This window comes from Shimia marina, assembly GCF_001458175.1.
Lineage (GTDB): Bacteria > Pseudomonadota > Alphaproteobacteria > Rhodobacterales > Rhodobacteraceae > Shimia > Shimia marina.
On sequence record NZ_CYPW01000020.1, the window covers coordinates 1 to 21443 of the forward strand.

The following is a 21443-nucleotide window of genomic DNA, read 5'->3' on the forward strand; positions in this document are numbered from 1 at the left end:
TGTTCGTCCGAAAATCTGCGTTTCATTGTCCATCCTTTGCTTGGACGGATTACTAACATCTCAATGGCCCGATTTCAGGGGGCTGGGTCACAAGCTACTAAAATTGTCTAACAGTGCATCAGAGATGATGTCCAAGTAGACTATCGCTTCGTAACGGCCCACACCGGCCTTTCAACAACCGGTCAAGATGCTGCAGTTGCAACCCGCATAGCGGTCATTCAAGAGTGGAAGACGACACTCGCATTTGCTCCAAACCTAACCCAAAACGCGGGCGGGTAAGTTGGATACGTTCAATCTCCGCCTGCATAACCAAATGGTATTGGTAAGCCTCGTCCGTAAAGAAGCGCTCTGCCGAGTTTCTTTCGCAAAGGCCAGTATCCACGCAAACGAAGAGCTCATCAAAAAACCGCACCACAAGCAATGCGTCTTGATAGGATTCATCAGATCTTAGTTGAGCGGAGGTTTGTTCACGATAATGACGTGAAACAATTTCATTGATCGCCTCCAAGGAGGTCACCCCAGCCAACTTCTTTGAGAGAGCCTCGCCAAGTGTATCAATTGAGCGCTGAACGTCAGAGCGGGCCTGTAGAACACCCTCTTGGTTATAGCGAGATATGAACTCCAAGGTGGTGCGTTGTGCGTCGTCGATCCTTTTCGAAGCACTTTCTTGATACTCGCTAATTCCAAAGAGCACCGCAGCGCCCACACCAATCAAAGAAAGCCAACTAACGGCAACATCCGACTTGGTCTTGAATGCTTCCAGGTCTGTCATTTCTTCCTCAAAACGTTTGGGCGGCCCCCCAAAGGACATCATTCAAATCAACAGAGTCAAGACGACCAAAAGCCGACATTGGGCAGTACTTTCAAATGCTGCGTTTGCTGTACGCGTTCCCGACGTTCGTCACGAACGCAAAACGCACTGTCTTGCCGCGCAGCTGTATAACTCGTACCTGATTACCAATCTGGCCGAAGCGCTGGCGTTAGAGTGGTCCGGTAACTTCAATCCGAGCAAGGCAGGCTGTTATTTTTCATATCTCCAGCCAGATTGGCCGATGATCACTTGCTCTTTGGGTTCGGCGGACCCCGCTTCCTTCTAGTTCACTCTCAAATTCGGAATGCGCGATACCTGCGTCTTGCACATCATCATATAAACCCGGCGAAACCGCGAAGTGATCCAACAAAAGGGGACGATCTTGTATTCCATCTACAAAATCGTCGAAGCGCGAGGTAAATAAGGCATTTGTTGGTACCCTTTCCAATACTGGATGACGGAATATCAAGTCGGGATAGAACGTGCTTCCCAGTACGATATCAGCAACATTGTGGGTAAGGTATTGTCGCTCAAAGAAATCTGGACCAGGACCATCGTTCCAGTCTCCAGTAACGATAATGCGTTCGGATGGCTCGTTCTGCACCAATTGATCGAGGTACGTTCTGAGACGGAAGCCTTCTGCAGAAATTCGTCGCCGTGCTTTCATCGCAGAGGCGATGAACTCGTGACGACGTGCAGGATTATTGAATAGACTTTCGCCGTTATGAACATATTTCGATTTGGTGTGAAGATTGACGATCCGAATAGGATCGCCCGCGACAGGATTGATGTCGACAACCATAGGCGCGCGAGTAAAGTCGTAAGGCTGCAATAGGAGGTCCCCGTCCACGTCGGCTTGCCACACTTCTTCTAGTTCATGTGTCACCGCGTCCGTGGCATGATCAAAATCCTCAACAGCACCGCCTATTTTTTTGAGCACGTATAGCTTTTGCGATCCGCCAGCTTTTCCAATCAGCGCCTCGTAAAGCGGGTCACCGTTCTCAGAAAGAAAATCCGAAATGAATAGGTTCATTTCCTGGATAGCGCTCGGTCCTTCCTGGATGCACAAGATATCGGGATCGATAGCACTGACTATGTTGGCAGCCCTCTGAGCTACGACCCGTGCATCTGCTTCATTCAATGAGTTACTGCCCCAGGCAGGATTGTGATTGCCAGAGAACCAGCGATTCATCCATTCGATATTCCAGTTCATGATTTTCATAGCGATCCCCGAAAACGAATTTTGATAAATTACTGTGCGAAGGATGCTGAAGGATTCTGCGGAAGTCTACAACTTTCATGTCTCGGATCAATTTCGGGCAGACGACTTCGCGCATCCTTCCAAACCTAGGTGCGCGAGTGTGCTTTAGCGGCGAGCTAGTTCAAAGTGGGAGGCTAAGTAGAGGTGAAACACGGCCCACACCTACCGCTGGACACTAAGTCCTGATGCTGCGGTGCGGCCTTTCAAACCTGTCATTAGCAAGACTTTCAGCGTTTTGGCGGCTCTAGCGTCGCTCTGCGAACAAAGCTTCTTAACTCATTCCCATTCGTATGAATGGTTTTCCGTTGCTTCTGTGAAAGAAACTAGAACCCTATTGCTGATTTATGGATTGATATGTTGGTACCAACAGGTAAGATGTCGAGATGATCTTCGACGCTAATCGTCAAGATAGGCACGTTGTCTTGCGAACTCCTCTTTGAACGCCTGACGGACCGTGTCGTCGAGTTTGCAAAGCAGCTTTTCCCCCTCGTCAATAAGCGCGACCGCCTCTTCGTTGTCGCCATCCCAGCCAGTGACTTCAAGATTTCTCAGTAGAAGGCGGCACCAATCCTCCACAACTTCGGAGTCAGCAATATACTCAGGTAGCTGACGCAAGATGTCGACGGCTTCCTTGTAAACTTCTTTGGCTTCAGAAGGATTTTCGCCCCATTGAAGCATGAAGCCTAGTGAACTTAGGCACGAACTCAAGGTTATTTTTGGGGTATGGGCCGAGTCCGAATCTGATGCCGCTCGCGCCGCTTTTACCGCCTCTCGCTGATTAAGAATTGCCCCAGCCTCATCACCATCCGAATTCTGCACCGTGGCGACCAGCTCCAGGGCGACCGCCAGGTTGTGCTGGTCGTCTAAAGTTCGCACCCGGTCGACGAGATCGCGGCGAATTCTTAGGACCTCTTCCGCAGCCTCCAGAGCCGCTTGGAATTCATCATGAGCCATCAAGCTATAGGTGTACGCTGAGAGTGCCTTGGCCAGGACGTGAAGGTGGTAGGGCCTCTGAGACTGCTGGACGAGTTCACGGGCGACTTTAACGCTTCGGTGTGAGTAGTCCAGTGCGAGCTCGAAGGAATCGCACAGATCTTCAACCTTCCACATGTGTCTTAGCGTTTCGCTGTATAGGGCGAGAACATCGGGTATGGGGCTATTTTCAGCAAGGCCTTCAATAATGTGCAGTGCCTTCTCCATTTCCAGCCCCGTAATGCGGGAGTGTCCGAAACGGAGCGCACAAAGATTAGACTGGGACTTTAGCAACTTTACCAAATTTTCGGTAGAAGGATCCTGCTCAACGATGGCTTTGCGAACTACCATGACGTTATTGCGTTGTGCCTCTTCGTAGTCCCGGTCGCGACAGGTCGAAGCGAAATCTGCGAGACTGCTAAAGCTATTGGCAAGGAACTCTAGGTGCGTGGTTGTCTTGGATTGCTCTGCCACGAGTAAGAAAAGCCTATTTGCCTTCTCTAGCAAATCATAAGAGGCCTCGTAGTATCCTGCGTGATGCGCAGCCACTCCGGCACGGTAAAAGGCAAGGGCTTCCAAAACGATCTGCTCGGCGCTAACTGAGGCATCTCCCAAACGCTTACGGAGGTCGAAGAGTCTTTCCGACATAATTTCTAGGAGCTGTAGGGCTGGGATGATGGATCCGAACTCCGTCAGAATGTCGGTCGCAACCAGGTAACTCACGAGCTCGATTTTGTCGAATAGGTCTGGTTGAGTGGCAATGATCTCATGAAATCGGAGCGCGGCGTCATGGGAGTCCTCGTGCGCATATCGTTGATGCTCGACCCACGCAAGTTGGAGAAGGACCTCTGCTAGATATGATCGATCTTCGCTATCATTCGTCGACAAAAGTGATGCTGCGAGATGAAGTGTTACTGCCTCTTCATCAAGGCCGCCAAACTTAGAGGCTTTGAGCCGGTCCCTCAGTACGGTTTTAAGCGACGCAATAAGTGCGGTCTCGTCGGTTAGTTTCTTAAGAGTTTTTCGCCGCTGTTCAGCCACCATGAAGAACAGGCGTTCAGAGAATTCTGCGACGTTGGAGTTTCGGTGTCCTGAGACCATGGAATAGGGGTCCTGTGCCTGCTCGAGAGGGCCGCTGCACCCTTTTCCCAAATGGTGCAGCGACAGAGCTTCGACGGTTTGGGTGGAGAAACGCATTCCATTCGAACTTGCAAGGCAGATCGCTTCTTGGACCTCAATGGGTGCCGCTCGCAGACGCTTCATGACTACTCGGAAGATGTCCTGGGTTACAGAAAGTGCTTCGTGGAGACCTTCCTCCGTCAAGCACTTCGCAGGGTCGAGGTCCTCAAAGAAGTCCTCATTCTCTTCAAGTAAGGCAATTATCTGCTCAAGGTGACGCGGGTTGCCCCCAGCACGATCAAGAAGGGCGTTTGCTTGTGCGGCATAGAGCCCGGGACAAGCCTCAGCTAGTGCGCCTCGGAGGTCCTTAACCGGAGTAAGGTCTATCTCAAGCGTATTCGCGTCATTCAAAAAACCACCGGGAAGGCCCGCCGCGGGACCGTTATCGGAGGGCTTAAGATTGCGGCCATGGTTCAGGATGCCCGCGAAGCTGCGTTCTGGGCTGAAATAGTTCGCCGAAAGATCTCGTTTCCAGTGAGTTACGATGATCAAGACGGGCCAGGATTGGGTAAAGGAGCGATGTAGCATGCGTTCCATAAAAACAGAAAGACTACGGTCGTCCGAAGAAAATTGCGCGTCATCTATCAGCACTATCGCGGGCGTCCGCGCGAATGTTAACGCCTGCGGATTGAAAACGCTTTCGAGGTCTTGCATGAGCGCGTCGACCCGGCTGAGCGGGGCTTTCGCGGAGGCTTTCGTGAAACGATCGGATTTCGTTCCGACACTACCACGAAGGATGTCGATAGTCTTGAAAACGCCCTCACCAACCGCGAGAGCGGTATCGTATCCAGACCAACTTGCTAACTCGCCCTTGATGACATCTCGCCAAATCTTAGAGATCGACTTTCCCGAGCTAAGCATCTGTGCCTTCACAGATAGGGACGCGAGGTGAGGCGCGAGGAAACGATCCGCCGAAGCAAGGGAATTTGCGGCAATTCCTGTTTGTCCCTTTATCCCCCACCAAAGAAAGGGTATGGGGTGTTGGAATTGACAGTCATCTGGATCAGGGTTGACTTCATTGTGCCGCTCAATCTGACGTATATCATCCAGCCAATACCTCTCGCCGTTGACAACGTTTTCTTGTGTGCTCAACCATCTGAAGAATTCTAGGGCAAGACGCGTCTTACCCACGCCACGCTCGCCTTTTATTATCACTAATTGTGGGCTCGGAAAGGAAAGGCTGTTAGCCTTCTCCCATCGCGCTTTAAGCATTTCAAGCTCGGATTTCCGTCCGCAAAATTTCATATTGGAGATGACTTAGTAGGGCGTTTGAGTTGTCGGATCCCGAGGACCTTCAGCGGTTCTTCGCTTCATTCTAGTGAAACATAATTGAAAACGCGAGGCCGCTTAGAGGGGATTGCCTCGGCCAGCCCTCGCTATTCTTTGGTTTCTACCTTCAAGCACAAAGGGCTCTGAGGCGACTTGCGGCGGTACAACAAAGGACGCCTGATTAGCGCGAGTAGATGTCGGCTTCTCATGTCTCGGCATATCTGGTTTGCACTTGCGGCTAATGACCGGAATCCGCCCATAAGGCAAAGATCTCCCAAGCGCTGCGGACACCAATTCAAGCTTCAGACAGTCTCACAACCAGCACAAGTAAAGGGCAGGACGATCGTTTCGTTACACCGGTTCGAAAACGCAAACTAGGCAGTCGTTCTGGTTCAAAGAATTGGCTTGATCTCATCCAGACTGTCTGAATTTCGAGCCTCATTCTGTCTGCTTCGGATGGAAGCAACAGCCAGAGCGATCGCAAACAAAGAAATACTCGTCACAAAATAGATTATTGCCGCGTTTGCCAGGCTGTTGCCTACCATCCAAAGAAGAGCTGCAACCAACAAGGCTATCACACTAGAGAAGAGCATTAGTATCGCAGCCACAGGTGCTTCCTTCCAACAAGACTTCAAAACACTGAAAAACTGCCGGTTTCGGTGACGTTGCCTCCGGGCTCTTAGCCACGGCGAGGTTCGCGTTGACGACCAGCAGTGCTGACCGCGATTAGGAGGGGATGCGGCCCGTTGTTGTGTTTTTTGGTGAGTGGTGGCGAGCCACCTAATCGCGTTCAGCACCTGCATTTCACGAAAATCCGGACCCGCTCGGTAGTACGTACATGCTAAAATATCCGGGGAGCACTGTTACATACGGCATTGCCGTAGGGTGAGCGGCAAGAAATTCGAACGCTCTCCTGAAAGGAGTGCACCTCCGCTTCTCCCGTGGAGCCTGGCAAAAGATACATGACGGGCTGTTCAACCGCCTTGGTTTGTGGAGGATATTCCACTAAATGACTATTGCAGCATAGACATAGCACTAACCCACAAAGTTGCTATTGATTGCAAAATTATAATATCGCACTGATCGGACAGTCCGCGAGGGACTGACGGGTCATTGCGCGAACACGCAAGGCCTGATCTATGAACTTGATGCAAGACGCCCCGAATGTTGTTAGCGAAGACGGGCTGCGCATGCTGCTCGCTGAGGGACATTCAGCGGATGTTGTATGTCGCGCCACGCCCACAAAAACCTCAGCCCAGTGGTCCGGTGTCTGGACCGTGCATTGTGTCTCGCCTGATGGCGAGATACGCCGCCTGTTGGTCACGTCGCGCAACAATATGGTGGCGCGAGAGTTCAAGACGATCAATGGGCTGGTCAGCTTCCTTGCTGGGGTTGGCCTCACCACAGCATCGATCCCGATGCTGGAGGGCAAAGTCGCGTCTCACAGGCTGGACAACAACAGCTAATGGGGCAGTACTGTTCGCTCTGATTGGAGCGAATACCGCGCTGGCGGAAGGTTTTGTCCTATCGTTTCAGCCGGATGGGCAGCTGATCTCCACGACGCCTCAATCAGGCCTTGCCCGAACCTATGTAGACGGTGTTGGCCAAAACGGGCCTGAGGCAATTGTTTATGCTCCCAATGCTGCGCCTGAACCTGCACGCCAAAGCCGGACCATCCCTCGGCCGAAAATCCTCACAGCCATTCAGGAAACTTCACAGCGCTATGGCGGACACAGCGCCCTGCGCCACGCTGGCTTGTCTGTTTCTGATTGGCAGCTCCTGTTTCAGGCCAATATCGAGATTGAAAGTGCCTACCGGCAGTCTGCCCGAAGTCCTGTGGGCGCAATCGGTCTTGGCCAATTGATGCCCACCACGGCGGCACAGCTCAATGTTGATCCACATGACTGGCGCGCCAATCTCGACGGGTCCGCGCGCTACCTTCTGATGATGCTTGCACAATTCGGCACGCCCGAGCTTGCCCTTGCCGCCTATAATGCCGGTCCCGATGCGGTCATCCGCCACGACGGCATTCCCCCTTTCAGAGAAACCCAAAACCACGTCCGCCGCGTCATGGCGGTCGCCCAACGACTGAGCGGAGCTTACTCATGCGACCCAACACTCAAACATTTCTGACACTGGCCTTGGCGTGCTTTGTGTTCGCCGAACCTGCACTGGCGCAGAGTATCGACCTCTCCCCTGTAAAAAACCTGCTGCAAGGTATTGTCGATACAATCACTGGCCCTTTGGGCATCGTGATCGGCACCCTGGCGCTGATTGGCGTGTTCCTGTCCTGGCTCTTTGGCATTTTGGATTTCCGTCAGGCGCTTTGGGTGTTGGTCGCCATCGCTGGCATCGCAGCTGCTCCTACCATCGTTACAGCCATCTGGAGCACGTGATACGTAATGGCTGCGCAAACCCGTCTCTTCCTCGGCTTGATCCGCCCGCCGAAACTCATCGGCCTGCCGATCATGTATGCCATGGTCTGGCTCTTCGGGTTTGTGCTGGTGTTTCTATGGGTGCAAAGCTGGCCTGTCATCATTCTGGCGGGCCTTGCATATCCCGCGCTCTGGAAGGCGGCAGATTGGGATCCCGCGTTTCTGGAAGTGGTCGTGACGGCCCTGCAGGAAACGCCCCCAACAGCCAATCGCAAGATCCACGGGGGTGACAGTTATGCCCCGTGATGAGAGCGGCCGACCGGATTGGGCCAGCCGAGAACGCCCCATGGCCAGCATGTTGCCCTATGTCTCGCTCGTTGATGACGTGACCATCCGCACGCGCGGCAATGCGCTGTTTCAGTGCATCCGCCTTGATGGCGTCAACAGCATGACCAGCGATGATGCACATCTGGAAAAGATCCGCGCGCTCTTTGCCGCGATCATTGCGCAGATCGGGCCTGAATACAGTTTCTATGTGCATAAGGTCTCCAAAGCGATCGAAACTGACCTGCCGCCACTCACGGATGACAGTTTCGCCGCTTTGGTCGATCAATGCTGGCAAAGCGCAATGGGAGACGTTGGCCTTCGCGACAAGACGATCACGCTGACAGTGTTGAAACGCCCACCTGTTGGGGCACGGCTTCGCTTGAAGCGTGCAGATTCTATAGCCCACCTCAAATCCCAGACGGCCAAACAGCTGCGGAAGCTCGAAGAGGTGGTTGGGTTTATGATGTCGTCTTTTTCTGAGATGAAACCTCGCTTGCTGTCAGCGCAATCGGGCGAGCTTCTCGGCTTTCTCGGAGCCCTCAACACGGGTCAGGAAACATCGCTCTTTCCCAAATCCCGTTTTGGCGTGATTGCAGAAGATGTGGCCAATACGCGGGTCACATTCCTTGGACGCAACTTCATCCTTGATGAGGGCGCGATCGGTAGACGCTTCGGCACCAGCTTTGCGATCAAGACTTACCCGGCCAAAACCAACTGCACCATGTTTGATGAGCTGAACCTGCCTGTCGACATGGTAGTCACGCATTCGTTCACGCCGATCAACAGCAACCTTATGGCCGGGCGGATCAAGCGCCAACAACGGCTGATGAAAGCCAGTGATGACGGGGCCATTTCGTTGGCCGAAGAACTGGTGGAGGCGTTGGATGATCTGGAATCCAAGCGCCTCAGCTTTGGTGATCACCATATGACGGTGACGGCATTCGCGGAGACAAAAGAGAAGCTGGAAACCATCGCAGCCGAGATCCGAAACATTGCCGCAACTGAAGGCGTCAATCTGGTCAATGAGAGCTTTGCCGCCCGCAGTCATTACTTTGCGCAGCATGCCGGAAATGGGCAGATGCGAAGCCGCAAGGCCGCAATCACCAATATGAACTTTGCCGATCTTGCCGCCCTGCATCGAAGCCAGCTTGGTAAACCCGGCAGCAAGGTGCCCTGGGGTAAACCGATCTCGCTCTTTCCGACGCCTGAGCGCTCCGGCTTTTTGTTCAACTATCACGAAACTGGACAGCCAGACAAAGAGCCCACGGGCGGTCATACATTGATCCTTGGCCGTCCCGGCTCGGGGAAATCCGTACTGTCAGCGTTCCTGATGACGCAGGCCCGGCGCTGCGATGCGCGGATCTTCGTTTTTGATTATCGCGTTGGAATGGAAATGGCGGTGCGCGCTAATGGTGGACGCTACAGCGCGATCAAGACGGGCGAGACCACTGGCCTCAACCCTCTACGCACAGAAATCGATCCACGCGGTCAGGCCTGGCTATCTGATTGGCTGGCCACGCTGTTGCATCGTACCGACAAACCGCTCAGCCCTGTCCAGATCAATCGCATTCAGGAAGTGGTGCGCCAGAACGCAGATGCAACAGATGCCGATCTGCGCAACTGGCAGGATCTAGCCTCGCTCTTTGTCGCCGGTGCCGATGAAGGTGATCTGTTTGAACGCATTCAGGAATGGACCGCTGAGGGGCGATATGGCTGGATTTTTGGTCAAAGCGCCGAGGACACATTCTCGCTTGATGGCGATGTCGTTGGGTTTGATCTGACCGGCATTCTTGACAGCGAAAGTGAAAAGGAACGCATGGCTGTTCTGTCCTACCTCTTCCGCCGAGTGGAACGCGTGATTGAGGATCGCAAACCCACGCTGATCATCATTGATGAGGCCTGGAAGGCGCTCGACAATCCGTATTTTGCCGATCGCCTGAGCAACTGGTTGGTCACAGCGCGCAAACAAAACGCGGTCGTCGTAATGATGACTCAATATGCCAGCCAGCTCGAAAAAACTCGTACAGGCAAGACCATCGTTGAAGCTGTCCCGACACAGCTCCTGCTTCCGAATATCCGTGCCTCGGCCGGTGACTACACCATGCTGGGGCTTTCGGAAAAAGAGCTGGCCGTACTGCTTGGCACTGGCAGCAATGCCCGACTGGCTCTCGTGCGCGATGATCAGGGCGCGGTGGTGATTGATGCCGATCTCAGCGCCCTCGGCCCATACCTGACGATCCTTGGCGGCATGGAAAAAGGTGAGGCACTGGTTGGTGCTGATTATCGCCAAGATCCTGTTTTCTGGAGAAACATCTGATGCGTAAATCTGTTCTGATCCTCGCTGGCCTGTTGGCTTTGTCGGCCTGCGCTGAATATCGACCCTCGGAAGCGGAGTGCTTCAATTCATTTGCCGAAGTGACCCGCAGTGATTGCCATTTTGAACTGCTCACGCCGCTTGGAGCACCGAATGGATAGGCGCATTCTCATATGCCTGATCTGTTTGAGTGGCCCTGCGTCTGCGCAGGGCGTCCCGACCTTCGATGCGAGCGCGTTTCTGCAGCGGGAACGGATCCTGGCACAAGGCGATCGGGATCTTGTGCTTCAACGTGAACGCCAGAGCCAGGAAGAGGCACTGGCAGCAATCGAAGACCAGCAGTTACAGGCGATTAGCGATATTCTGGAGGCCTCCAGCAGGTCGGGCGCGGCAACCATCGCCACTCTGGAGCAAGGCAACACACCAGAAAGTGCGGCGTCAAATCTGTACGGTACAACGGATCCAAACCCCGGTGCCGCGCAGCTCTTTGGTGATGCGGCGGGCAATATCGAAAGCCTGATTATTCGTGGGGCACGAGAGACCTATCATATATCCGGCGTACGCGCCGCTGGTCTGTCCCCCAAACAATGGCGCTGTCTGTTACAGGCGCTGATCTGGCAGGAAAGCCGCTTTACCATCGGTGCGCGCTCACCAGTCGGAGCATTTGGGCTGACCCAAATCATGCCAGGAACAGCTCAAGATCTAGGGATTTATCCGGCTTACTATGAAAGCCCTTATGTCCAGGTCACAGGTGGTGCGCGCTATCTGGCCCAGATGTTGACCATGTTTGATGGCAACATCATCCATGGGCTGGCCGCCTACAACGCCGGTCCCGGCAATGTGCAGCGCTATAGCGGCGTCCCGCCTTTCGCAGAAACCCAGCATTACGTGCAGGTCATTCCCGAGCGCTATAATCTCTATCTCGCACGCGTTGGCGGCGTAGATGCATTGGGCACCATTGAACCTGTTCTGCTCGCCAATTCCACCATGAGCCTGACCTCCCATGGTGCAGGCATCTATGGCGACTATTCCATGATCTCGATCCGCGCCGCTGCGCTGCGTGTGCAAGACACCATCACCCGCGCGGGCGAAACCGCCGACATTCATGAGGCCATGTCGCTCAACACCTATGCGCGCGCGGAACTCACCCGGCTGATGGCAATCCGGATCCGGCTCAAAGCCGCCCAAACCCGCCCGCTGTCTGCTGCTGAGCTGGCAATGGCCGCCGCTCAAGCCCGCGAACAGGAATTTATGCAATTTGACCTGGAGGTCCTGCCGTGATCCGGTTTTTGTCCGCCGCCCTTGTCACCCTGACTTTCTCCGTTGGGCCAGCCTTCGCTCAGGGTGTGCCCACCGTCGATACCCGCAACATTGCTCAGGAAATCCGCCAGTTGCAGCAGATGCTGGAAGACTTTGGCATCCAAACCGACCAGCTCGACACGCTTCTGGAGCAACTCGATCTGGTGCAGCAACAGCTCGATACCTTGAATGAAACCTATGCTGCCCTAACCGGAGCGACAGATATTGTTGATATGGTCATGGGTGGGGATCTTGACGGGCTTCTGGACCAGGAGTTCGGCGATCTTATGGGCACCATCAGGCAGATTCAGAATGGCGACTTCAGCAGCCTCATCGGCAATGCCGCCCCGGAAATGGAAGGCCGGATGACACAGGCGTTGGAAGACGCGGGATTTGATCAGGACAGTCTCAGCCAGATGTCTTCCAGCGGCAATCCCGGCGCGGAACGCATCGCCAATCAGGCAGGCACCGGAGCTGTCATGTCCGCCGCTGCTGAAAACAGCTATGCCGATGCTGCGCAATCGCTGGAGCGCGTGGAACGGCTGGTAGGCATGATCCCGGATATGGAGACGCTCAAAGAAGCCGTCGATCACAACACCCGCGTCACAGCTGAGCTGGCCATCGCCATGACCCGCATGTGGGAGCTTGAAGCCATCCAGACAGTGGGTGCCGGTCAATCCGGTGTGGCGGATGCGGCCACCCTGGCTGAAGAGCGCCGCTATATGGACATCACCTTGCCTGACCTACGCGCGGAGTGATCGGATATGGCAAGCGAAGCAGAGGTTATTGAAGAAGAACTGGTCTACGGCGCGCGACGACGTGAGCTGATGTGGCAAAAGCTAGGCCTTGCGGGCATGGGGTTTGGTGCTTTGGGCTGTCTGGCTGCAGCTGTCGTTGCCATCCTCGATGTCGACCCCGCGCCAATGATTGTGCCCTTTGACTCCGAAACCGGCATGGCGCTGCCAAATGCCAGTGTGCAGGCCGTCTCACTCACGGAGCGCCCAGCCATTATTGAGGCGCAGGTCTATCGCTATGTCATTGATCGTGAGACTTACAATCAGCTCGACAATGACGAGCGCGTGCGCCGGGTGTTGGAGCAATCAGATGGGGCCGCCGCTTCTGGCTTGCGTGCGCTCTGGACCAGTGGTCATGGGGCTTATCCACCAGACAGCTATGGTGCTGATGCACGGCTCGAGGTTGAAGTGCTCTCGATCACCCATATCAGCAGAAATCGGGCGCAGGTGCGTCTGCGAAAGCGGCTGAACACGCCGCGCGGCAATCAAAACGGGCTCTTCACCGCGACATTGCTGTTTGAATTCCGCCCGGAAAACAGCCGTTCAATCGATGATGTCTGGCAAAACCCGTTTGGCTTCACCGTCACCGAATATGCGATCCGCTCGGATCGACTGGAGTAAGACATGCAGCGCTTTCTGATCTTTCTCACATTCATTCTCAGCGTGATTTGCCAAAGCGCCCTGGCAGAAACCCAACCCCGCCAGGGCCGCCATGACGCACGCGTGCGTGAGGCCACATATCAGGACGGTCAGGTTTACCGCATCCGTACAAGCCTCACCCATGTGACCAGCATTGAGTTCGGTCGTGGCGAAACCATCCGCTCAATCATTGCGGGGGATACAGAGGGCTTTCTGCTCGATGGCGTTCCCGGCGGTCAGGCCTTTGCGATCAAGCCCGTCACGCGTGGCGCGCACACCAACATCACGGTCTACACCAATCAGCGGGCCTATTACTTCAACGTGACTGAGGCGTCATCGCCCACATTCTACGTGATCCGGTTTACCTATCCCGAGAGCGCTCGCCCAACGCGGCAGGTCATAGCGCGCAGCGCGCCAAATCATGCTTATGGTGTCAGCGAGCAATCCGAAGTCACCCCCCGTGAAATCTGGGACGATGGCACCTTCACCTATTTCCGGTTCGAGCGAAACGCACCGATCCCTGCGATTTTCCGCTGGTCAGGTGGCAATGAGCGCAGTGTGAACGCTCTGGCGCAGGCTGATGGCCTGATCCGTGTGTCCGGTATCAACGCCCGATGGGTGCTACGCCTGGGCGAAGAAGAGATCTGCGTGCAGGAGATGAGCGAGGCGGCACAAGATGGCTGAAACTTCTGATCTCAGAAAGCGCCTGGAAGCACTTGAGGGTGAAGGGAAAGCAACAACCCGCAAGCCCCCCCTATTGCTTGCTGTGGCCATTTTGGGCGGAATCGTCGCGCTTGGCGCTTTGTGGATTATCTTCCAAAAAACACCTGAACCGGAACAAATGCCCACGGGCATTCCGGAGGAGTTCCAGACCGTTGGATCCGGCTTTGGGCAGATCAATCCGCAGGAACCAGTCGCAGAACCCCTGCCGCCCATCGCGCCGCCTGAACCCAATGCCGAAAATGCTGCATTGCAAGCCCAGCTTGAGGCCATGCGCGCAGAAATCAGCGCCCTGCGAAACGCGCAACCAGCCCCGCCGGTGGTAGATAATGGGCAGCTCACGGCTCTGAGAGAGGAAATGGTCCGCCTGCGCGATGACGCAGCCAACAGCCAATCTGCTCTGCAGGAACAGCTTGAAGAACGCGCACGGGAAATCCAGCGCCTGCAAACGGATCTGGAATTGGCCCGGTTGGAAACCCCACGGGTGACAACACCATCCGGACCCACGGCTGAAGAACTCCGCCTGCAAGAACTGGAGCGTCGCAGGCAGGCTGAACAGGAAGAGCTGCAAGCCCGCATTGCCAGCCCGATCATTGCCTTTGGCGGATCTGGTGGGGGCAATGAAGCGTCGGCATTTGAACAACGTCGCCTTGATGGCAACACTGATTTTGTGCGCAACGGTGCTGCCCTGGCGGAGGTCACTCAGGCTCAGCTGATCGTGAACCCGTCCAACACTGTCGTTCAGGGCACAATGATCCAAGCCGCGCTGGAGACCGCCATCGACAGTTCGCTGGCCGGACAGGTGCGTGCCATTATCTCCGAAGATGTGCACGCCTATGATGCCTCAAGGGTTCTGATCGCGCGTGGTTCACGCCTGATCGGGCGTTACCAGTCTGGTGTTGATATTGCGCAGCAGCGCATCACCATCGCATGGGATCGCATCATTTTGCCGAATAACCAAACCGTAGAAATCAGCGCCTTTGGCGGGGATGAACTAGGCCGCTCTGGCACCACCGGCTTCGTCGATAGCCGTTTCGGCGCGCGGTTCGGCTCAGCCGCCCTGATCTCATTGATCGGCGCGCTGCCAACAGTGGCCGCCGATAGCACTAGTGACGCAACAACGGCTGATGTCCTGGGAAACATCGGCGAAGGCCTGCAGGACAGCACCCAGAGCGTCATGGGTGAATATCTCTCAATCGAGCCCGTGATTTATGTGGATCAGGGCAGCCGTGTTACCGTCATGGTGGACCGCGATCTGGAGATCTTCTGATCATGGGCGCGAGCTATCTGCAAAACTCCCTCGATAAACTATCTGAGGCACGGGATCCGAAGCTGATCGAGCTCTGCATCAACCCTGACGGCACGCTTTGGGCCGAGTTCCAGGGCGATCACTTCATGCGCAGGATTGACCGAGAACTTACGCCCAATGAAATCAAAGATCTGGGCAATCAGATTGCGTCTGCGGCAAACACAACCCTCAGCCGCACGAAGCCCATTGTCTCGGTCAGCATCACCTATCGGGACCGCCCAATCCGCGCGCAGGTGATCCAGCCACCCGCCGTGGATGGCAGTTTTGCCATCTCGCTGCGGTTCTTTGCAGATCTGCCATTGAATCAGATCACGCTGTCTTACCTCTATGGCTCTGAGCGAAGCCTTGAAGGCCTGCGTCGAAAGAGAAACTCTGAGCTTCGCGACGTGGTTGCCACGGGTGATATTGATGCGGCAATTGGCTTTTGCGTACTGCACAAGCTCAACATGATTGTGGCCGGGGGCACCTCGACCGGTAAAACTGTAACCGCGCGCAAAATCCTGTCCTTTGTGCCAGAGCCCGAGCGGATCATCACCATTGAGGAAGCTGCCGAGTTGCGTCCAGACCAACCCAATGTGGTCACACTGATCTCGGATCGCGACGAGGACACACGCAGCACCGATATGCTACTGATCTCAACCCTTCGGATGCGGCCTGATCGGATTGTGCTGGGCGAAGTCCGGGGCAAGGAAGCAATGACTTTCCTTGAGGCCATCAATACCGGCCATGGCGGATCCCTCACCACACTTCACGCTGAAACCCCGCAACTGGCCGTGCAGCGATTGGCCATCGCAGCTCTCAAAACCGATGTGCCCATGACCTGGCAAGACATGATTCAATACATCACCCGTTCCATCGACGTGATCATTCAGGCGGGCCGTCATCAAGGCGCGCGCGGGATCACCGAATTTTATCTACCGGGTGAACCGGCGCAGACGAAAGAGGCTCGAGATGTTTGAATACAAGATCGAGCAGATCAACACAGAGAAAACCAAAGCAGCCAGGGTCGAGGCGCAACTGAATGCCTTGGGCAAAGACGACTGGGAGCTGGTTGCTGTCACGCCTGACTTTGACGGCGAACATATCCTGAAGGCGTTTCTGAAACGCCGGGCGGCGTAACAAGGGGGCAATCATGGGCGTCGTCAGCTGGATGGTGGAAACAACCGACAACTTTCTGGATGATGCGGCCCAGACAACCTTTGGCAATGTCGCCGCTCAGATCGGTGGGATTGTCGCTCTTGGCTCGACACTCGCGGTCATCGGCGTCTTCATCAACATGGCTTTCCAGTACAAATCCATGGATGGTCGCACAGCCTTATGGTTTGCGCTCAAGCTGATACTGATCTCAATGTTCTCGCTCAACTGGCTGCAGTTCAATGCAGTCGCCAGCGCCATCATTGATGGGCTTGATCATCTGGCGGGTGGCATGGTGACCAGCCTGGGCGGCGGTGGCGCGGGTGCCGGGTATTTTGCCAACGCCTTTGATGATCTCATCGAGGCGTTCGGCAACTATCTGAACGCCGCAGGCGACAATATGCATTGGATGGCAGGTGCGATGATTGGAGCGATCGGAGCGTTTCTGCTCGGTGTAATCGGTGCGCTTTGCGGCCTGATCCTGATCTTTGCGAAAATCATGATCTCCTTCATGATCGGCATTGCTCCCATCATGATTGCTCTCTCGCTCTTTGACATCAGCAAAGACTACTTCCACCGCTGGCTGTCAGCGACAGTCTCCTATGCCCTCTACCCTCTTGTGATTGCCGGGGTGTTTTCCACGGTCATCGGCATGGGACGCTCGCTTATGGGCGAACTCGGCGATCCATCCGGGGCCAGCAATATTGGCGCGCTTGTGCCCTTCTTCATGATGATGTTCCTCGCAAGCGGCATGATCATCGCCACGCCGTTGATTGTACGCACGATCTCAGGGAACTTCCTGATGGCAGGGCCACCGAGTATGAGCGGGCCAGCGGCGTTTGCAAAAGGGTTTGTTAAAACAAAGGGTTCCAAAGCGCGGGCACGGTTTGGAACCAGAACGAATGCTGAGCTGGCGGGGGCTGGGATCAGACGGGCGGGATCTGAGGCGGCAGCGTTGGCGCAGAGAGTGGCGGAACGAGCGAAGCGGCTAGCGAGTTAGTCGCTGCACCCATGCAAAGAAAACCGTCACAATCACAGCCCACACCGGAAGCTTAATGGCCAGGAAATCGTTATAACTGATGCGGCGAGGTGGGACATTCGGTTGGCCATCAATTAGTTCACCTTTGGCATTATAACCTTCACCTAGCTCAATCACGCCGCCAACCGGGGCAAAGGCTGGATTGGTACAACGAATATCGTCCAAATGTGCCATCGCTTTCTTCACCCAATCCGGAAGTCCTGTGGTTGGGGCTTCGTTATCTGCCAACTCATCGCAACAATCGCAGTGTGGCCCGGAGTGTCTGACGACGGACAGCTCAGAGTTCGCCTTGCGATCAGTAACTCCATAATTGGAAGCGCCGTCATCGAGGCTGAAGATTGCCTCGACACATCTGCTACCGTCCGAAGTTGTCGGCGTGATCGTTTCCTCACCGTCGTCGGTTGATGTTCCCTTGATGCGTGTCACCTAAGCCCCCAATGCGCCGCACTGACCGCCGTCGATGGCTCCATACCCTTGGCTGCAAATCAGAAATGCTAGTGAGCCAGCACTGCACCGAAGAGCCCCCACCCTTAAGTACGTACACGCTACAGCGGCAGTGGATTTTATCCCGAAAGCCCTTCCGCGCATTGAAGGTTGGTCGACCTCAAAACAGCGCAGGTACGTACCCAAGATTAACCACCATGTACTGGCCAGAGTGCTCGCCTCTGCCTTCTACTTTGCTGCAGATTTTCTCCACGAAGGAAGGCCCACAAAACCACCGAAAGGAGAAATCAAGCTCTAATTGGAAAGTGGAAAAATGCCAAAAACCTACAAAGCACTGTTTTATGAAGTTACTTCATTGAATGCACATTCCCGGCTTTCAACCATTTCCCCCATTAAGCTTGAGCTACGCGACGCAGATAACAATGGCTCAATCGAAACCAGTTTTAGCGCATCTAACTTGTCTAATGGGAAGTCTCCGACTCTGGATACTATTGGCGGGTCACCCATAGAGTACATCTCTACCCCAGATTACTTTACAGTGAACATTGACGGATCCCTTAAAGTGATCACTGGAGTGAGTTTCAGTTATACTGACGTCAATACGGATCAAATCAGACACGTATTCACCCCGGTTGATGGCTCGATCCTCGTGGACGCCACCTTTATCTGGAGGTCGTCACCAACCTGGGTACAGCACAAGTCAATACCCACGGTATCCCTAAAAGCCTTGAACCCACCTTGTTTTACACCCGGCACGCTGGTTGCAACTCCAGGCGGTGAGCGATTGGTTGAGAAACTGAAAATTGGAGACCGCGTAATCACACGCGATAACGGGATTCAGAAAATTTGCTGGATAGGGCGACGGGATCTGAAGGGTATTGAGCTGGCGCAAGCCCCGAAACTATGCCCCATCCTGATCCGTCAAGGTGCATTGGGAAACAACCTGCCAGAGTGGGACATTGTCGTCTCCCCCAATCACCGCGTGATGATTTCCAGCGAAAAGTCAGTGCTATATTTTGAAGATCGAGAAGTACTGGTAGCTGCCAAGTATCTCGTTGATCTTGCTGGCGTGGAAAGAATGGAACCCAATGGTGTGAGCTACATTCATTTCATGTTTGAGCACCACGAACTGGTTCTATCTCACGGCCTTTGGACCGAAAGCTTCCAACCTGGTGCGCTAAGCGTTCAAGGTCTGGATGATGCGCAACGCGGCGAATTATTCGAGCTTTTCCCGGAACTGGAAACGGAACAGGGCCAAAGATCCTACGGTGCTGCCCGTCGGTCACTGCGTAAGTTTGAAGCGCAAGTACTTCTAGACAAAGTCGCGTCTTAGCTGCCCGACGTTGCCACAACTTCGATGCACAGCCGTAGCCCTCACGGGTGGGCTGGAACCGCTCTCTCAAAACAGCTGGCTTCCAACCTGAACCGCACTTCTCGCTACAGGTGCGCAGAAACTATCGGTGCGTCCAAACCACCAACACCAAGCTGGAATACACCAACACCAAGCTGGAATACAATGCCCACAACCCACAGCATCCAGTTCTACCGTTTCCATCCTTATGTCGATATGCGGCCAGGTGAGCAAATGATGCCATTAACGCTGGATGTGGTAGACACGGACGACGATGGAGAAATTTCACCGGCCCTTTCGGCAGGATCCGGAGACACCATATCTGGATTCTGGATTGCACAAATCTTCGGTGAAAGTCGTCTGATTGTCGAAGCGGAAGGGAAACATCTTACGATTGTTGGCGTATTTTTACTGATATCCGATCCTGACCATTATGACATACTCTTTGCCCCAACGGATGGTTCGGTTCTACAGGCGGCCAAGTACATCAGTATTTCGAGCACGGGCCAAAGCACCTCCCAATCCTTGAGGATAGGAGAACCAATTGTACCTCCCAGTTACGTCAGGCAAGTTTACGCCTCTTAGCCTGTAGCGGCTTGAGATCATCCGGGCTTGGGCGCGAGATCATCGACGTTTTCGGCTCAGATTATTTGAGACTTAAAATCGCCTCTGGCTCACAATAATTGCGACTGGGCGCAGATTATCTGAGACGGGCTCACGTCGCTGAGACTGGGCATATCACACCGGGTTGGTGGTCCGAGGCCAGCCGTACGCGTCGTCAGGCCCGAACAGGTAAGATGCGGGACGAAGCTGACCTTGGACAATTCGATCTTGATGTCAGCTCGTATTTTTTTTGCCGCCAAAGCTGGCCGCTGATGTTAAACGGGTTTTGGGTTGTCGCTGCTCCGAATTACTTGCCGCGCATTCTGTCGATCTGTTCATCAATGTACATCTCGACCTGCAAGTGGCTTTCTTCGATGACTTCCCGGATATTTTCAGTTTGCGCCATGAAGTCTTTGTATTTCTTGAGCGCCTTGTGCGGGTTCTTTTCCAAGCGCAAAGATTGCTCGCGCTTTTGCCATGATGGAATAGGATCACGCCTGTTTTTGAAGGGGTAGTTTGCGCCAATCCAGTTGACAAAATCAAGCACGCTGCCACCGGACCATTTTCCCGTCGCAAACTTCTTACCTTCTTCCTTGAACGCCAACCGCCAAGCTTGGCTTTCAACGATAGCTTCATCACGTGTCATCTGTCTCGGTCCAGCCGTGGCGATCATCCCAACACCAATGTCCTGCTGTTCTATGATTTCGGTCATATGATCCGCCAGTGACGAAACCAGATTGCAGGCTTCGAATGAGATGCCTTCTTGGAGCGTCAGGCAACCACTTTGGTACTCGTCAAATATATGAAAACCTATTGGTTTTGATCCTAGGTGTTTCTGGGCTCGCTCTGGCAACACCATAGAAGGGCTATAGCTCATCGTATTGGTTTTATAGCGGCCAAGAACACCGCAAACCAAATAGAAGTAGAAACGCGCAAGAGCAGGCAGGATGTCCTGATGGTGCAAGCCGATATGGTAGACCTCGTTACGATAGCTATGGCAGATTGTGATACTTTCTGCTTCTTCGGCACTCAGTTTGTTGTGTGATCTGAAAAATGAGACTTTGGCATCAAAATGCCTGCCAAGTGCGGCTCTCAAGTCCGAACTCGTCGGCGTAGGTCTTCTCGCGGTTCAAGAAGTTAGTTCGCTCACGCTGTTCGTCCTTTGCCATTTGATGTAACACAAGCTCCAGAACATTGTCTGTCAGCATGAGCCCAAATCGTGCGTTGTTCGGATCACCCTTTGAAATATGCTCAGCGGCAAGGTCAAGTTGTTCAATCGCATGGGCAAGAAATACCAACACCTAATTTTTCCTTATGCGGCTGATGAAACGCAGCTCGGTATTATCCATCTCAGCTGACAATCAAAAAGCGTTGCGCCAGACGTTATACCTCTATTAGCCAAGCAGACGTTGGTCGACGATGCAGCATTCGTCAAGGATGGGCTCTCCTGGAACCTTCACCGCGCCAGGCGTGAATGGCCGCTGCTCGCAACGGGCACCGATCAGTGGAACGCTCACAAGGAAAACGCCCGTTATTCTGGTGGTGAGGATGTGCTTCGAATTTCTGGCCTTGCTGCATGAGAAAACCCGATCCGGCAACCTAT

At 54.2% G+C, this 21443-nt stretch carries 22 protein-coding genes; 16 read left to right on the forward strand and 6 right to left on the reverse strand.

Going from position 1 to position 21443, the window contains the following annotated elements; translation table 11 throughout:
• Positions 1–214 precede the first annotated feature (214 nt).
• From SHM7688_RS10410 to SHM7688_RS10420, 3 genes are all read right to left on the reverse strand, one after another.
• Positions 215–772 (reverse strand): hypothetical protein, encoded by a 558-nt coding sequence (locus tag SHM7688_RS10410; protein ID WP_058239887.1) that lies wholly within the window; start codon positions 770–772, stop codon positions 215–217.
• A gap of 256 nt (positions 773–1028) precedes the next feature.
• Positions 1029–2033, reverse strand: coding sequence for an endonuclease/exonuclease/phosphatase family protein (locus tag SHM7688_RS10415; protein ID WP_058239888.1), 1005 nt, complete (start codon positions 2031–2033; stop codon positions 1029–1031).
• A gap of 435 nt (positions 2034–2468) precedes the next feature.
• On the reverse strand, positions 2469–5468 hold the full coding sequence (locus SHM7688_RS10420; protein ID WP_058239889.1) for an ATP-binding protein: 3000 nt from the start codon (positions 5466–5468) through the stop codon (positions 2469–2471).
• Between the two features lie 1163 nt (positions 5469–6631).
• Between SHM7688_RS10420 and SHM7688_RS10430 the strand changes: the two genes are divergently transcribed.
• From SHM7688_RS10430 to SHM7688_RS10485, 14 genes are read left to right on the forward strand one after another with little or no spacing between them, the layout of a single operon-like run.
• Complete coding sequence (locus SHM7688_RS10430; protein ID WP_188128143.1) at positions 6632–6958, forward strand: hypothetical protein; 327 nt, start codon at positions 6632–6634, stop codon at positions 6956–6958.
• Between the two features lie 40 nt (positions 6959–6998).
• Positions 6999–7625, forward strand: coding sequence for a lytic transglycosylase domain-containing protein (locus SHM7688_RS10435; protein ID WP_058239919.1), 627 nt, complete (start codon positions 6999–7001; stop codon positions 7623–7625).
• On the forward strand, positions 7598–7888 hold the full coding sequence (locus SHM7688_RS10440; RefSeq protein WP_058239891.1) for a TrbC/VirB2 family protein: 291 nt from the start codon (positions 7598–7600) through the stop codon (positions 7886–7888). Before SHM7688_RS10435 ends, SHM7688_RS10440 begins: the two co-directional genes overlap by 28 nt.
• A gap of 6 nt (positions 7889–7894) precedes the next feature.
• Positions 7895–8173 (forward strand): VirB3 family type IV secretion system protein, encoded by a 279-nt coding sequence (locus tag SHM7688_RS10445; protein ID WP_058239892.1) that lies wholly within the window; start codon positions 7895–7897, stop codon positions 8171–8173.
• A complete protein-coding gene (locus SHM7688_RS10450; protein WP_058239893.1) occupies positions 8163–10511 on the forward strand; it encodes a VirB4 family type IV secretion/conjugal transfer ATPase in 2349 nt (782 codons plus the stop codon). The genes SHM7688_RS10445 and SHM7688_RS10450 overlap by 11 nt, the downstream gene beginning before the upstream one ends.
• The gene (locus SHM7688_RS19740; RefSeq protein WP_158500688.1) at positions 10511–10669 is read left to right on the forward strand and encodes a hypothetical protein; all 159 of its coding nucleotides are present in this window, start codon (positions 10511–10513) and stop codon (positions 10667–10669) included. Before SHM7688_RS10450 ends, SHM7688_RS19740 begins: the two co-directional genes overlap by 1 nt.
• Entirely contained in the window at positions 10662–11789 is a 1128-nt protein-coding gene (locus SHM7688_RS10455; RefSeq protein ID WP_058239894.1) for a lytic transglycosylase domain-containing protein, read from the forward strand. The genes SHM7688_RS19740 and SHM7688_RS10455 overlap by 8 nt, the downstream gene beginning before the upstream one ends.
• On the forward strand, positions 11786–12565 hold the full coding sequence (locus SHM7688_RS10460) for a type IV secretion system protein (RefSeq protein ID WP_058239895.1): 780 nt from the start codon (positions 11786–11788) through the stop codon (positions 12563–12565). Before SHM7688_RS10455 ends, SHM7688_RS10460 begins: the two co-directional genes overlap by 4 nt.
• Before the next feature lie 6 nt (positions 12566–12571).
• Positions 12572–13222, forward strand: a complete 651-nt coding sequence (locus SHM7688_RS10465) for a VirB8 family type IV secretion system protein (protein ID WP_058239896.1) — start codon at positions 12572–12574, stop codon at positions 13220–13222.
• Positions 13223–13225: 3 nt separating this feature from the next.
• Positions 13226–13924 (forward strand): TrbG/VirB9 family P-type conjugative transfer protein, encoded by a 699-nt coding sequence (locus SHM7688_RS10470; protein WP_058239897.1) that lies wholly within the window; start codon positions 13226–13228, stop codon positions 13922–13924.
• A complete protein-coding gene (locus tag SHM7688_RS10475) occupies positions 13917–15230 on the forward strand; it encodes a TraB/TrbI/VirB10 family type IV secretion system protein (protein WP_058239898.1) in 1314 nt (437 codons plus the stop codon). Before SHM7688_RS10470 ends, SHM7688_RS10475 begins: the two co-directional genes overlap by 8 nt.
• A 2-nt stretch (positions 15231–15232) precedes the next feature.
• Positions 15233–16228 (forward strand): ATPase, T2SS/T4P/T4SS family, encoded by a 996-nt coding sequence (locus SHM7688_RS10480; RefSeq protein WP_058239899.1) that lies wholly within the window; start codon positions 15233–15235, stop codon positions 16226–16228.
• Complete coding sequence (locus SHM7688_RS19595; RefSeq protein ID WP_144432553.1) at positions 16221–16388, forward strand: DUF4177 domain-containing protein; 168 nt, start codon at positions 16221–16223, stop codon at positions 16386–16388. The genes SHM7688_RS10480 and SHM7688_RS19595 overlap by 8 nt, the downstream gene beginning before the upstream one ends.
• 13 nt (positions 16389–16401) lie before the next feature.
• Positions 16402–17403, forward strand: a complete 1002-nt coding sequence (locus tag SHM7688_RS10485; RefSeq protein ID WP_058239900.1) for a TrbL/VirB6 family protein — start codon at positions 16402–16404, stop codon at positions 17401–17403.
• On the opposite strand, the gene SHM7688_RS19600 is transcribed toward SHM7688_RS10485, so the two are convergent.
• Complete coding sequence (locus SHM7688_RS19600; RefSeq protein ID WP_144432554.1) at positions 17392–17868, reverse strand: hypothetical protein; 477 nt, start codon at positions 17866–17868, stop codon at positions 17392–17394. The two genes, SHM7688_RS10485 and SHM7688_RS19600, sit on opposite strands and share 12 nt — an antisense overlap.
• A 331-nt stretch (positions 17869–18199) precedes the next feature.
• Between SHM7688_RS19600 and SHM7688_RS10495 the strand changes: the two genes are divergently transcribed.
• Positions 18200–19219, forward strand: coding sequence for a Hint domain-containing protein (locus tag SHM7688_RS10495; protein WP_058239902.1), 1020 nt, complete (start codon positions 18200–18202; stop codon positions 19217–19219).
• 183 nt (positions 19220–19402) lie between these two features.
• On the forward strand, positions 19403–19822 hold the full coding sequence (locus SHM7688_RS10500) for a hypothetical protein (protein WP_058239903.1): 420 nt from the start codon (positions 19403–19405) through the stop codon (positions 19820–19822).
• 325 nt (positions 19823–20147) lie between these two features.
• Here the strand turns inward: SHM7688_RS10500 and SHM7688_RS19605 are convergent, their stop codons facing one another.
• Positions 20148–20936 carry a hypothetical protein gene (locus tag SHM7688_RS19605; RefSeq protein ID WP_144432555.1) on the reverse strand — a complete coding sequence of 263 codons (789 nt, stop codon included), beginning with the start codon at positions 20934–20936 and terminating at the stop codon, positions 20148–20150.
• Positions 20908–21141, reverse strand: coding sequence for a hypothetical protein (locus SHM7688_RS10515; RefSeq protein ID WP_058239906.1), 234 nt, complete (start codon positions 21139–21141; stop codon positions 20908–20910). The genes SHM7688_RS19605 and SHM7688_RS10515 overlap by 29 nt, the downstream gene beginning before the upstream one ends.
• Positions 21142–21443: the final 302 nt, after the last annotated feature.

Coding starts and splice junctions, on each gene's coding strand:
- SHM7688_RS19595 (WP_144432553.1), top strand. CDS start 16,221: ATGTTTGAATACAAGATCGAGCAGATCAACACAGAGAAAACCAAAGCA.
- SHM7688_RS10450 (WP_058239893.1), top strand. CDS start 8,163: ATGCCCCGTGATGAGAGCGGCCGACCGGATTGGGCCAGCCGAGAACGC.
- SHM7688_RS10500 (WP_058239903.1), top strand. CDS start 19,403: ATGCCCACAACCCACAGCATCCAGTTCTACCGTTTCCATCCTTATGTC.
- SHM7688_RS10420 (WP_058239889.1), bottom strand. CDS start 5,468: ATGAAATTTTGCGGACGGAAATCCGAGCTTGAAATGCTTAAAGCGCGA.
- SHM7688_RS10495 (WP_058239902.1), top strand. CDS start 18,200: ATGCCAAAAACCTACAAAGCACTGTTTTATGAAGTTACTTCATTGAAT.
- SHM7688_RS10485 (WP_058239900.1), top strand. CDS start 16,402: ATGGGCGTCGTCAGCTGGATGGTGGAAACAACCGACAACTTTCTGGAT.
- SHM7688_RS10430 (WP_188128143.1), top strand. CDS start 6,632: ATGAACTTGATGCAAGACGCCCCGAATGTTGTTAGCGAAGACGGGCTG.
- SHM7688_RS10445 (WP_058239892.1), top strand. CDS start 7,895: ATGGCTGCGCAAACCCGTCTCTTCCTCGGCTTGATCCGCCCGCCGAAA.
- SHM7688_RS10470 (WP_058239897.1), top strand. CDS start 13,226: ATGCAGCGCTTTCTGATCTTTCTCACATTCATTCTCAGCGTGATTTGC.
- SHM7688_RS10465 (WP_058239896.1), top strand. CDS start 12,572: ATGGCAAGCGAAGCAGAGGTTATTGAAGAAGAACTGGTCTACGGCGCG.
- SHM7688_RS10415 (WP_058239888.1), bottom strand. CDS start 2,033: ATGAAAATCATGAACTGGAATATCGAATGGATGAATCGCTGGTTCTCT.
- SHM7688_RS19740 (WP_158500688.1), top strand. CDS start 10,511: ATGCGTAAATCTGTTCTGATCCTCGCTGGCCTGTTGGCTTTGTCGGCC.
- SHM7688_RS10455 (WP_058239894.1), top strand. CDS start 10,662: ATGGATAGGCGCATTCTCATATGCCTGATCTGTTTGAGTGGCCCTGCG.
- SHM7688_RS10480 (WP_058239899.1), top strand. CDS start 15,233: ATGGGCGCGAGCTATCTGCAAAACTCCCTCGATAAACTATCTGAGGCA.
- SHM7688_RS10440 (WP_058239891.1), top strand. CDS start 7,598: ATGCGACCCAACACTCAAACATTTCTGACACTGGCCTTGGCGTGCTTT.
- SHM7688_RS10475 (WP_058239898.1), top strand. CDS start 13,917: ATGGCTGAAACTTCTGATCTCAGAAAGCGCCTGGAAGCACTTGAGGGT.
- SHM7688_RS10410 (WP_058239887.1), bottom strand. CDS start 772: ATGACAGACCTGGAAGCATTCAAGACCAAGTCGGATGTTGCCGTTAGT.